10 protein-coding genes are annotated in these 11,988 nt (G+C 56.0%); 7 read left to right on the forward strand and 3 right to left on the reverse strand.

From position 1 onward, the window contains the following. Nucleotides 1-25: 25 nt before the first annotated feature. Nucleotides 26-1,063 (reverse strand): rod shape-determining protein, encoded by a 1,038-nt coding sequence (locus tag QTO30_RS18395; protein WP_340425498.1) that lies wholly within the window; start codon nt 1,061-1,063, stop codon nt 26-28. A 308-nt stretch (nt 1,064-1,371) separates the two neighbouring features. Further along, on the reverse strand, nt 1,372-2,931 hold the full coding sequence (locus tag QTO30_RS18400) for a 2-isopropylmalate synthase (RefSeq protein ID WP_340425499.1): 1,560 nt from the start codon (nt 2,929-2,931) through the stop codon (nt 1,372-1,374). Between the two features lie 298 nt (nt 2,932-3,229). Here QTO30_RS18400 and QTO30_RS18405 point away from each other — a divergent pair, with 298 nt between their 5' ends. Both QTO30_RS18405 and QTO30_RS18410 read left to right on the forward strand, forming a co-directional pair. Continuing rightward, nucleotides 3,230-3,892, forward strand: coding sequence for an SDR family NAD(P)-dependent oxidoreductase (locus tag QTO30_RS18405; RefSeq protein ID WP_340425973.1), 663 nt, complete (start codon nt 3,230-3,232; stop codon nt 3,890-3,892). Next, entirely contained in the window at nt 3,889-5,412 is a 1,524-nt protein-coding gene (locus QTO30_RS18410; RefSeq protein ID WP_340425500.1) for a cryptochrome/photolyase family protein, read from the forward strand. The genes QTO30_RS18405 and QTO30_RS18410 overlap by 4 nt, the downstream gene beginning before the upstream one ends. A gap of 61 nt (nt 5,413-5,473) precedes the next feature. On the opposite strand, the gene QTO30_RS18415 is transcribed toward QTO30_RS18410, so the two are convergent. Continuing rightward, nucleotides 5,474-6,880, reverse strand: coding sequence for an MORN repeat-containing protein (locus tag QTO30_RS18415; protein ID WP_445327196.1), 1,407 nt, complete (start codon nt 6,878-6,880; stop codon nt 5,474-5,476). 146 nt (nt 6,881-7,026) lie between these two features. Between QTO30_RS18415 and QTO30_RS18420 the strand changes: the two genes are divergently transcribed. The 5 genes from QTO30_RS18420 (at nt 7,027) to gltX (ending at nt 11,915) form a co-directional block, all read left to right on the forward strand. Further along, nucleotides 7,027-8,688, forward strand: coding sequence for an NAD+ synthase (locus tag QTO30_RS18420; RefSeq protein WP_340425502.1), 1,662 nt, complete (start codon nt 7,027-7,029; stop codon nt 8,686-8,688). Then, nucleotides 8,642-9,457, forward strand: coding sequence for a hypothetical protein (locus tag QTO30_RS18425; protein WP_340425504.1), 816 nt, complete (start codon nt 8,642-8,644; stop codon nt 9,455-9,457). The genes QTO30_RS18420 and QTO30_RS18425 overlap by 47 nt, the downstream gene beginning before the upstream one ends. A gap of 44 nt (nt 9,458-9,501) precedes the next feature. Further along, nucleotides 9,502-10,053, forward strand: a complete 552-nt coding sequence (locus QTO30_RS18430) for a hypothetical protein (protein WP_340425505.1) — start codon at nt 9,502-9,504, stop codon at nt 10,051-10,053. Then, nucleotides 10,043-10,471, forward strand: coding sequence for a DUF1801 domain-containing protein (locus QTO30_RS18435; protein WP_340425506.1), 429 nt, complete (start codon nt 10,043-10,045; stop codon nt 10,469-10,471). Before QTO30_RS18430 ends, QTO30_RS18435 begins: the two co-directional genes overlap by 11 nt. 118 nt (nt 10,472-10,589) lie before the next feature. Next, nucleotides 10,590-11,915, forward strand: a complete 1,326-nt coding sequence (gene gltX, locus QTO30_RS18440) for a glutamate--tRNA ligase (protein WP_340425507.1) — start codon at nt 10,590-10,592, stop codon at nt 11,913-11,915. Nucleotides 11,916-11,988 lie beyond the last annotated feature (73 nt).

Below are 11,988 nucleotides of genomic sequence, written 5' to 3' on the forward strand. Positions count from 1 at the left end.
GGGCGGATGTTCCCTCGCGTTGGTATTAGCTGTCGTAGTCTATCACATGCCGCAGCTGTTTTTCATATTCCAGTGCGCGGCCTGTCCCCAAGGCTACACAATTGAGTGACTCGTCGGCCACCGAAATCGCCAAACCCGTCTGTTCGCGCAGCGCCAGATCAAGCTGACCCAAAAGGGCACCGCCCCCGGTGAGCATGACACCACGGTCCACAATGTCCGCTGCCAAGTCTGGCGGGGTTGCTTCCAGCGCAGTCATCACGGCCTCGCAGATTTGTTGCACGGGTTCGGCCAAAGCCTCAGCAACTTGCGCTTGGCTGATCTCGGTTTCCTTGGGCACGCCATTCAGCAGGTCGCGGCCCCGAATGTGCATTGACTGGCCACGGCCATCGTCGGGCATACGTGCGGTACCAATGGACGTCTTGATCCGCTCAGCCGTGCTTTCACCGATCAGCAGGTTATGTTGACGGCGCAGATAGTTGATGATCGCCTCATCCATACGGTCGCCACCAACGCGGACCGAGCGGGCATACACGATGTCACCCAGTGACAAGACAGCAACCTCAGTTGTGCCACCACCGATGTCGACGACCATGTTGCCCGTTGGGTCCGTAATCGGCATGCCAGCACCGATAGCCGCTGCGATTGGCTCGGCAATCAAACCTGCGCGTCGTGCACCTGCGGACAGCACCGATTGACGGATTGCACGTTTCTCAACCGGGGTTGCACCGTGTGGAACGCAAACAATGATCTTAGGTTTCGAGAATGTCGACCGGCGGTGCACTTTGCGGATAAAGTGTTTGATCATCTCTTCAGCGGTATCAAAGTCGGCGATGACACCGTCGCGCATCGGACGGATCGCCTCGATGCTGCCGGGGGTCCGGCCCAACATCAGTTTAGCATCTTCCCCTACGGCCAAGACCTTCTTTACGCCTTCTTTGACGTGGTAGGCGACGACCGAGGGTTCGGACAAAATGATGCCTTTGCCCTTCACATAGACCAGCGTGTTCGCCGTCCCTAGATCAATCGCCATGTCCGAAGAAAACAATCCGCCGAAGCCTGCCATGCCCGTGGCCTTCCCAATCCCAGTGTCCCTTTTCCGCGAATGCCCTGCTTCGCGGGTTTCATTTGGTTATAGAGCTAGTGGTCTGGGGATAGAACCCCTGCTGAATGGAAACGCGGCGGCAATTTGCTGCTTATACTTTTCTGCTTTTCAGACTGCTTATCCGCCGACCGATTTGGAAAGTAATTACACTTTTTCAACTATCCTGGCTGTTGGAGTGTCACTCTCCTGTCACGGCGCCTCGACCCAAATGAAAAGCGGCAACCCAAAGGCATGGATCGCCGCTTTCAGACTGAGTCGTATCAGATGCTTTAGGTGTCCTTGTAGCTGACACCTTTGACATCATAGCCGGGCTCGGATTGTTCACGGCGCACCAGCAGGCGGTTCAGCGCGTTGATGTATGCCTTGGCGCTCGCCACAACCGTGTCGGTGTCGGCGGATTGGCCGGTTGCGATACGCCCGTCTTCTTCCATCCGGACGGAAACGGTCGCTTGCGCATCGGTCCCCTCGGTCACCGCACTCACCTGATAGAGTTGCAGGCGTGCGCCATGAGGGAAGAGGGCTTTGACCGCATTGAAAGTGGCATCTACAGGCCCGTCACCCGTGGCCGATGTTTCAACATCGGCGCCGTCAACCTCCATCACCATGTCGGCCTTTTGCGGACCATCCGTGCCACAAACCACGCGCAGGGATTTCAATCTCAGACGGTCGTCCTCGGCGTTATTTTGCGTGACCAAGGCCATTAGGTCGTCATCAAAAACTTCTTTTTTGCGGTCGGCCAGATCTTTGAACCGGACGAAGACATCGTTCAACTGATTGTCCGCCAGATCAAAACCCAGCTCGTTCAGCTTGGCGCGCAACGCGGCCCTGCCAGAGTGTTTGCCCAAGGGCAGGGAGGTTCCTGACAGACCCACATCCTCGGGCTTCATCACCTCAAAAGTTTCGCGGTTCTTCAGCATCCCATCCTGGTGGATGCCGCTTTCGTGTGCGAAGGCGTTCTTGCCAACGATGGCTTTGTTGAACTGCACGGCAAAGCCAGAAACCGTCGCGACCCGGCGCGAGATATTCATGATCTTGCGCGTGTCGATTTTGGTGGTGTAAGGCATGATATCGCGGCGCACCTTCAGCGCCATGACGACCTCTTCCAGTGCGGTATTCCCGGCCCGTTCGCCCAGCCCGTTGATCGTACACTCGATCTGACGCGCACCCCCTTCGACGGCGGCCAGCGAGTTTGCGGTCGCCATGCCAAGGTCATTGTGGCAGTGGGTCGCAAAGATCACCTCATCCGCACCAGGCACAGTCGCAATCAGATTGCGGATCAGATCGGCACTTTCAACCGGGGCGGTATACCCCACCGTATCCGGAATATTAATCGTCGTCGCACCCGCTTTGATCGCGATTTCAACAACACGACACAGGTAATCCCACTCGGTCCGCGTCGCGTCCATCGGCGACCATTGGACATTGTCGCAGAGGTTGCGGGCGTGGGTCACGGTGTCGTGGATCCGCTCGGCCATTTCGTCCATGTTCAGGTTCGGGATGGCCCGGTGCAGAGGCGAGGTGCCGATGAAGGTATGGATGCGTGGTGACTTGGCGTGCTTTACAGCTTCCCAGCAGCGGTCGATGTCTTTGTAGTTGGCGCGGGAGAGACCACATATGGTGGCTGACTGTGCCAGCTTGGCAATCTCGCTGACCGCTTGAAAATCACCTTCAGAGGCGATGGGAAACCCCGCTTCGATGATGTCGACGCCCATGTCGTCCAGCATCTCGGCGATTTCCAGTTTCTCGTTGTGGGTCATGGTCGCGCCGGGCGACTGCTCGCCATCGCGCAGGGTGGTGTCGAATATCAACACTTCGTTCGATCTGGTCATTCTTGTATTCCTTTGGTCCTTAGCTTGTCATGGCGCGTTTCACCCTCTGAGCGGTCGCGCCGACAGGCACGCTCAGAGGCAGCTAAGGAGTAGGATGTCGCGCGAAAGCAGCCCCTTGGAGGCTGTCGAAGTCGTATGTGCGCACATCATCATGAGCCGCACTATAGCGCTCACGAAGTTGTTGAAAAGGTGTAATGCGTGCCGCTACAGAGTTTTTTGGCCAGGACAAATGCGCGTGCCAGCCACCTTGTCTGGGACAATGGAGGCCCTACCTGTCAGCCATTCACAGGAGACATTCATGCGAGCATTGGTGATTGGGGCAAGCGGCGGCATCGGGTCGGCTGTGACACAGCGATTGAGCAAGGACCGGTGGGAGGTCGTGCCACTGTCGCGGTCCGTGGACGGGTTTGACGTGGCGAATCCGGCATCTGTTGAACGCTGTATGTCACACCAGATTGGCAGCTTTGATTTGATCTTTGTCGCGGTGGGGATCTTGGCACCGCTCTGGGGAACACCTGAAAAAGCACTTTCCGCAATCAAGCCCGAAGATATGACGCGGGTGTTTGCTGTGAACACGATTGGTCCCGCCCTGATCCTGCAGCATGTGGCCCGTCTTTTGCCGAAAGACAAACGCGGTGTAGTGGCGACCCTGTCAGCCCGCGTCGGATCCATTGGGGATAACAAAATCGGCGGCTGGCATTCTTATCGCGCGTCTAAAGCCGCGCTGAACCAGATTGTCCGTGGCGCCGCGATTGAGTTGGGCCGGTCGCATAAACAGTCAATCTGTGTGTCAATGCATCCCGGTACGGTCGAAACGCCCTTCACGCAAAACTATGCCGGGCGTCACAAGACTGTTCCTGCAGATGAGGCAGCGGCGAACATGCTGGGCGTTATAGCCAAGCTAAAGCCCGAGCAGACCGGCGGGTTCTATGACTATGCCGGGCAAGAGATTGTCTGGTGAGGTTGGTTCTGGTTCTGGGTGATCAGCTTTCGTCAGGCCTTTCGGCCCTTCTCAAAACGGATAAGGCGACCGACATAGTGGTCATGGCAGAGGTGGCGGATGAGGCTAGCTATGTACCGCACCATCCCAAGAAGATTGCATTTACCTTCTCAGCCATGCGCAAGTTTGCTGACAAGTTGCGCAAAGAGGGTTGGGTAGTAGCTTACACCAAACTGGATGATCAAGCGAACACCGGGTCGATTGCCGGAGAATTGATCCGTCGGGCCGCCGAATATGATGCCTCAGGCGTGGTTTACACCGAGCCAGGCGAATGGCGCTTAATTGAGGCTTTGGGCGCTATGCCTCTCAAAACCCACAGTTTGCCCGATACCCGCTTTATCGCGACCCATCAGGAGTTTGACGATTGGGCTAAGGGTCGCAAACAACTGCGGATGGAGTATTTCTATCGCGATATGCGGCGTAAGACCGGCCTGTTGATGGACGGTGATAAGCCGGAAGGCGGCAAGTGGAACTACGACCATGACAATCGTAAGCCTGCACCGGACCAAGTTGATTATCCCGGACCAATGCGGTTTGCGCCGGATGAAGCAGTGCAAGAGGTGCTGATGCTGGTCGGCAGGCGCTTTGCCGAGAACTTTGGCGATCTGACGCCGTTTTGGTTTGCGACAGATACTGATCAGGCGCGCCAACACCTTGCACATTGGTTAACAGGTGGCCTGCCAAAGTTTGGGGATTTTCAGGATGCGATGATCAACGACAATCGCTTCCTTTATCACGCGGTCATCGGGCTTTACATCAATGCAGGTTTATTGGACCCGCTTGAGGTTTGCCAGAAAGCAGAACAGGCTTACTACGATGGCCATGCCCCTTTGAATGCTGTCGAAGGATTCATTCGGCAGATCATCGGCTGGCGCGAATATGTGCGTGGCATCTATTTCCGTGAAGGGCCGGGCTACACGACACGCAATGCGCTTGGCCATGACCGCAAGCTGCCTGCGATGTACTGGGGCAGTGAGACCAAAATGAACTGCATGGATAAATCTGTGGACCAAACCAAGGCAGAGGCCTATGCGCATCACATCCAGCGCCTGATGGTTACAGGCAACTTCGCATTGCTGGCCGGTATCGCGCCCGCAGAGGTTCACGGGTGGTATCTGGCCGTCTATGCAGATGCATACGAATGGGTCGAAGCGCCCAACGTGATCGGGATGAGCCAATTTGCCGACAATGGGATTGTTGCTTCTAAGCCCTACATCTCTTCTGGCAACTATATCCACAAAATGTCCGACTATTGCGGAACTTGTACTTACCGTGTGCAGGACAAAACCGGCGAAAATGCTTGCCCGTTCAACCTGCTCTATTGGCATTTTTTGGATCGGCACCGCGCACGATTTTCAGGGAATCCACGTATGGGCAATATGTACCGGGTTTGGGATCGTATGGATGATGTACGGAAAGAGGCGGTTCTTAGGGAAGCTAACGATTTTCTACAGCGTATGGACGCGGGCGAGTTGGTTTAGAAACTTAAAGCGAAAGAAGCTGGCTGAACAGCCACCTTCTTAAAACGCACACTATACTTGTTTATTCGCTCTTCGTCGTCTCTGACACCAACGCACCATCTGACCAGATGCCAATGCTCTCTTGTCCTGTAGCATAACGCATGGTCCCTTCGCCTTCACGGCGGCCACGCACGAAGTTGCCCTCGTAGACGTCACCGTTGGCATAGGTCGCAAGGCCTTCGCCGCTGATTTCACCGTCCTGCCACTGGCCGACATAGTTGAAGCCGTCAGGCAGCGTGATCTCACCATCGCCATTGCGTTGCCCGTTGAGGAATTCACCGACATAGATGGTGCCATCAGCATAGACCGCTCGACCTAAACCATTGCGTTGCCCTTCAGACCACTGGCCTTCATAGACGTAACCATCAGCATAAGTCATCTTACCTTGACCGTGGTTCTTAGCGTTCAGGAACTCGCCTTCGTAAACAAGGCCGTTCACATATGTCGCGACACCAACGCCATTGATCACGCCTGCTTCCCATGCGCCTTCGTAGGTCGAGCCATCAGGATAGGTGATCTTGCCAGTGCCATTGGCCAGGTCGTTCATGAACTGACCAACATAAACAGAGCCGTCAGGGTAGGTGACCTCGCCCTCGCCTTCGATCTTACCTTCGACCCAAGAGCCAACATAGACATAGCCGTCTGTACCGCGGAATGTGCCGGTGCCATGACGGCGATCGTTCAAAAAAGTGCCTTCGTAGGTGTCGGCATTGGCATAGGTTACCAGACCCTCACCCTCACGGCGGCCGTTGACCAATGCGCCTTCGTAGACATCGCCATTTGGCTGTGAGAGTGTACCGATACCCTGGATTTGGCCATCAACCCAGGCGCCACTGTAAACCAAACCATCGGCCATGGTCAGCGTGCCGGTGCCATCGCGTTCGCCTGCTTTCAGTGTGCCTTCGTAGATCGCGCCATCAGGATAGGTGATCTTGCCCTCACCTTCCTTTTCGCCGTTCAGCCAAGCACCTTCGTAGATATAGCCACCCGGGCTGGTCATCGTGCCTGTACCGTGGTGGCGTGCATTGCGGAACGCGCCTTCGTAAATCACGCCATTGGCGTATTCGGCGATTCCTTGCCCAGTGATGTTTCCGTCGACCCATTCGCCTTCAAATGTGCCGCCATCTGCAAATGTGATTCGCCCCTGGCCCTCTGGTTTGCCTGCAACAAACGATCCTTCATAGACCGAGCCGTTGGGGAACGTGGCGATGCCTTCGCCGCGAATTTCGCCTGCAACCCACTGGCCGGTATATTCATACCCGTTGGGCAGGCGATATGTGCCGGTGCCGTCCTGTTTACCATCAACGAAGGTGCCTTCGTAGATACCACCGTCATCATACTGCTTTGTCTGAACTTCTTGCGCTGCCGCATGCGATGCCAAGCTCGTGGCAACGATGGCGACTGCCACAGCCTTAGGTAATCCAAACATCGTCATCCGTTTCTCCGTTCGCTTCAACGTTGACGCAGCTTATGAAAGGAGGCCGCACCTGACAACGACGAACTGTCGCAGACGTCAAACGGCTTTCCCCCGCGTCTCTTTCTGTTACATGAATGCCAAGGCATTGGGACAAAACTATGACAAAATTTCTACGCCTCACCATGGCACAGTTAAATCCCACGGTTGGGGATATTGCGGACAACGCCGATCAGGCGCGTGCAGCTTGGGCCGAAGGCAAGGCTGCGGGTGCTGATCTGGTCGCCCTGCCAGAGATGTTCTTGACCGGCTACCAGACACAGGACCTGGTCGCCAAACCTGCCTTCGTCGCGGATGCGATGGCGCATCTGTTGGCGCTGGCTAAGGATTGTGCGGATGGTCCGGCCTTGTCCATCGGCGCGCCGGTTGTTGAGGAAGAGCGCCTTTATAATGCCTATTTCACCCTGCGCGATGGGCAGATCGTATCGCGTGCGCGGAAACACTTCTTGCCCAACTTCAACGTCTTTGACGAAGTGCGCCTTTTCAAAAGTGCCGATATCGCAGGTCCATATGCGCACAACAACGGCGCGCGTATCGGCAACCCGATTTGTGAGGACGCGTGGTACCCGGACGTCTGCGAAGCCATGGTCGAAAGTGGGGCTGAGATCTTGGTTGTTCCCAATGGGTCGCCCTATTTCCGGGGTAAGTTTCCCATCCGCATGAACAACATGGTCAGCCGGGTGATCGAGAATGATGTGCCGCTGGTCTATATTAATCTGGTCGGCGGACAGGATGATCAGATGTTTGATGGTGGATCGTTCGTCCTCAATCGTGGCGGAAAATTGGCTGTACAGATGCCGATCATGGAAAGCGTGCTGGCGCATGTCGATTTTGAGCTGACCGATCAGGGGTGGGTTGCGCTGGATGGCGAAAAGGCGACGCTGCCTGACACGATGGAGCAGGACTACCGTGTGATGGTCGAAGCCCTGCGCGACTACATGCGTAAGACCGGGTTCAGGAAAGCGCTGCTTGGCCTCTCAGGTGGGATCGACAGCGCAATCGTCGCGGCGATCGCCACTGACGCGCTGGGCGCCGAGAATGTCCGCTGTGTGATGCTGCCGTCCGAATACACCTCGCAGGGGTCACTGGATGATGCGGCCGCCGCTGCGGATGCGCTGGGTTGCGAATACGATACGATCAGCATTGCCGGGCCACGTGCCGCCGTGACCGAAGCGCTTGCGCCTCTTTTTGACGGGCTGGAAGCGGACCTGACCGAGGAAAATATTCAATCCCGTATTCGCGGTCTGCTGCTGATGGCGCAGTCAAACAAGTTTGGCGAGATGCTTTTGACGACTGGCAACAAATCCGAGGTCGCGGTTGGCTATGCCACGATCTATGGCGATATGGCGGGCGGCTACAATCCGATCAAGGATATGTACAAGACCCGCGTTTTCGAGGCCGCGCGCTGGCGCAATGCGAACCACCGTGACTGGATGAAGGGCCCGGAGGGTGAGGTGATCCCGGTCGCGATTATCGACAAGCCACCCTCAGCCGAACTGCGCCCCGATCAAAAGGACGAAGACAGCCTACCGCCCTATGACGTGCTCGACGGTATCTTGATGATGCTGGTGGATAGTGAAGCCTCGGTCGCCGATTGCGTGGCCGCCGGGTATGACCGGGATACGGTTAAGCGGGTCGAACACTTGATCTACATCAGCGAATACAAACGCTTTCAATCTGCCCCCGGGCCGCGTTTGTCAGATCGGGCGTTCTGGCTTGACCGACGCTATCCAATCGTCAACCGTTGGCGGGATGACAGCTGAACCAGAATTCAAGACCCATGCCAAACTAAGTCTGGCACTTGATGCCGCCTGCGGCCCGGCGCGGGTGCCTGAGGGCAAGGGAGGGCATGTCTTTGTCGATGGCACATTGCACCGGATTCTCGATATCAAGCAAACACTGACTGGTGATGCGGCCTTTGGCTATTCGGTGAACGAAAAGGAACTCACCCATCTGTGCACGTGTGTTGATGTGAAAGCACTGAGCTTCAAAGGGCTGCGAACCACAACGCTTGAACCACTGCGGCAGATGCCACGGTTGAACCTGTTAAACCTATGGTGGGTGCAAAAACTGGCCGATCTGTCGCCACTGGCGGGTATGCATCTGCGGTATCTGGTGCTTGATGACATACGCTACGCAAACGATATTGAACCGGTTGGCAAGGTTATCGGGTTGGAAACACTCACGCTGGTTAGCGGTATGAATTCGACCCAGTTGATCGACACGCTGGAGCCGCTTTGCGCACTTCCCAATTTGCGTGAACTCAGTCTGATGTCGCTGAAATTGGGCGATGATAGCCTGCGCCCATTAGTCGGCTGCATGGCGTTGCACGATCTGAGCCTGCCCAACACATTCCCGACAGAGGAATACGCTTATCTGCGGGCCAAGCGGCCCGATATACGCTGCGCAAGCCTGGCACCTTATCAACGGGCGGGCTACGTCGCTGATGGCAAGGATGTCATGGTGACAGGCTTGGCGCAAGCCGTTTCTGAGTTCAACAAAAGACGCCAAACGGCTGGCCAAATATACTGAGCAGTTTGAAACGCTTGTCGCAGGTTTCAAATCAGACACCTTTGATGACTGATACGGTCATCAGGGAGAACCAGAAGATGCGGCAGCTTGGTGGCGGGTTGTTGATCATGATAGGGCTGCCGCTGACGTTGCTGGTCTTTCTTTTCGGTCTCTCGGCAATTGACAGCATATCTGACATTTTAATCCTGTTGCCGGGACCGGGTTTGCTTGCGGTTGGCCTCTGGGCGGCTTTCCCAAGGCACCCGCCCAAGATTAAAATGACGATCAGCGATGAGGCGGTCAGTATGACGTCGCCGCAAGCGTCAATCGCATTGGACGACCTGCAGCATATCAGAAGGCACATTCCGCTTCTTGCCAAACACACAAGGCTCACATTCAAGACCGACGAGGGAGACACGCCATTTGACGTTATCCATCTGACCCATGAATCTCAAGACATCGTCAATCAGATCAGTATCCGGCTGGAAAAGCGCGGCAAGTACCTTATTGAAGGCAGAACCGACGTGCGTGGCGCGCCCAATGGGATATGGGAAGTCCGCGAAGGCGCTGCCTTTGAGACCGACCTAAACCATGCTAAAAACATGCATGGCCGATAATAAGACCCAGGTAACGAACCAAAGCGCGGATGATTTCATCGCTGCGGTAGAGCACCCGACCCGACGCGCGGATGCAGCGGTGCTTGATAAGATGTTTCGAGATGTCACCGGGTGGCAACCCCAAATGTGGGGTCCGACAATCATCGGGTATGGTCAGTATCACTATGCCTATGAAAGCGGGCGTAGTGGCGACTTTCTCGCCACCGGTTTCAGTCCGCGCAAGGCGAGCCTGTCGCTTTATATCATGCCCGGTTATGCTGATTTTCAGCCCATTCTGGACCGCCTCGGCAAGCATAAGCTTGGCAAATCATGCCTTTACATCAACAAACTGACGGACGTCGATCTGGATGTGGTCGCAGAGATCATTCGTGCTGGCATCGATGATTTGGGCAAACGCTGGCCAGTGACGCCAACTTAAGGCCGCCTTTCTTGTCAAATCAAACTTAGGGGCGAGGGGCAACGCCCCGGTGTAACGCGTGCCAAACTGGACATCTTACCCGTCTCATGCTCAAAGCGCCCCAACAGGAGACGCACCTATGATCACCACCAGATTCGCCCCATCCCCCACCGGCTGGCTGCATATTGGCAACCTGCGCGCGGCCCTTTTTAACTATGCTATCGCGCGGCAACAGGGCGGCACGTTCATTCTGCGGATTGATGACACGGACGCCGAGCGCTCGAAGGATGAGTACATCGCAGGCGTGAAAGAAGACCTGACGTGGCTCGGCTTCACATGGGATCGGGTCGAACACCAATCCGCACGCATGGAAAACTACCTTGCGGCCAAGCAAAAGCTGATTGATATGGGTAAGCTTTATGAGTGTTTTGAGACCCCGGTTGAGCTTGACCTCAAGCGCAAGAAACAGCTGAACATGGGCAAGCCCCCGGTTTATGACCGTGCGGCGCTGGACCTTTCTGACGACGAAAAGAATACACTACGTGCCGAACGCGGCTCGCATTGGCGGTTCAAGCTGGATCACAAACGGATCGAATGGACCGATGGGATCATCGGTGACATTTCAATCGATGCGGCCTCGGTCAGTGATCCGGTCTTGTTCAAGAATGATGGCCAAATCCTCTACACCCTGGCGTCCGTGGTGGATGATACTGAAATGGGCATTACGGATGTTGTGCGTGGGTCTGATCACGTGACCAACACCGCCACGCAGATCCAGATGATCGCAGCGCTGGGTGGTGATGTGCCGCGTTTCGCGCACCACTCCTTGTTAACCGGCCCACACGGCGAGGCGCTGTCAAAGCGCCTCGGCACATTGGCCCTGCGTGATCTGCGCAAGCAAGGCATCGCACCGCAAGCGATCCTGTCCTTAATGGCGCGTCTGGGGTCCTCTGACCCAGTTGAGTTGCGCAGCGACATTACCGAAGTGGTGGCCGGTTTCGATGTATCCAAATTCGGCTCGGCGCCCACAAAGTTCGACGCCCAGGACCTGATCCCGCTCACAACGCGTCATCTGGCAACCCTTGGGTCAGGCGACGTGGCCGATGTTCTCACGTCGGCGGGTGTCCCCGATGACATGAAAGAGCCGTTCTGGATTGTTGTACGCGACAACATCAACAGCCTTGATGAGGTTGCCGACTGGTGGACACTGTTCCGCGACGGCGCAACACCATTGGTCGAAGATGAGGACCGCGCATTCGTAGCCGAAGCTTTCGCCATGTTGCCACCTTTGCCTTATACCTCAGAGACTTGGGGTGAGTGGACGACAGCCGTCAAAGAGGCGACCGGGCGCAAAGGCAAGGGCCTGTTCATGCCGTTGCGCAAGGCTGTCACGGGGCGTCAGCGCGGTCCTGAAATGGCAGATGTGATGCCATTGTTGCAGACACGGCCCACATTCGACGGCTGAAATGTCTTGAAATCTGCGCAATGTCCTGCGTTCCATGGCGTTATCAAACCCAAAACGCAGGGCGCACTGACAA

It is taken from the genome of Yoonia sp. GPGPB17 (assembly GCF_037892195.1).
GTDB lineage: Bacteria > Pseudomonadota > Alphaproteobacteria > Rhodobacterales > Rhodobacteraceae > Yoonia.

What these genes read in the sequence shown, in the direction of transcription:
- QTO30_RS18395 (WP_340425498.1), bottom strand. Translation starts at nt 1,063, where the DNA reads ATGGCAGGCTTCGGCGGATTGTTTTCTTCGGACATGGCGATTGATCTA.
- QTO30_RS18400 (WP_340425499.1), bottom strand. Translation starts at nt 2,931, where the DNA reads ATGACCAGATCGAACGAAGTGTTGATATTCGACACCACCCTGCGCGAT.
- QTO30_RS18405 (WP_340425973.1), top strand. Translation starts at nt 3,230, where the DNA reads ATGCGAGCATTGGTGATTGGGGCAAGCGGCGGCATCGGGTCGGCTGTG.
- QTO30_RS18415 (WP_445327196.1), bottom strand. Translation starts at nt 6,880, where the DNA reads ATGTTTGGATTACCTAAGGCTGTGGCAGTCGCCATCGTTGCCACGAGC.
- QTO30_RS18420 (WP_340425502.1), top strand. Translation starts at nt 7,027, where the DNA reads ATGACAAAATTTCTACGCCTCACCATGGCACAGTTAAATCCCACGGTT.
- QTO30_RS18430 (WP_340425505.1), top strand. Translation starts at nt 9,502, where the DNA reads ATGACTGATACGGTCATCAGGGAGAACCAGAAGATGCGGCAGCTTGGT.
- QTO30_RS18435 (WP_340425506.1), top strand. Translation starts at nt 10,043, where the DNA reads ATGGCCGATAATAAGACCCAGGTAACGAACCAAAGCGCGGATGATTTC.
- gltX (WP_340425507.1), top strand. Translation starts at nt 10,590, where the DNA reads ATGATCACCACCAGATTCGCCCCATCCCCCACCGGCTGGCTGCATATT.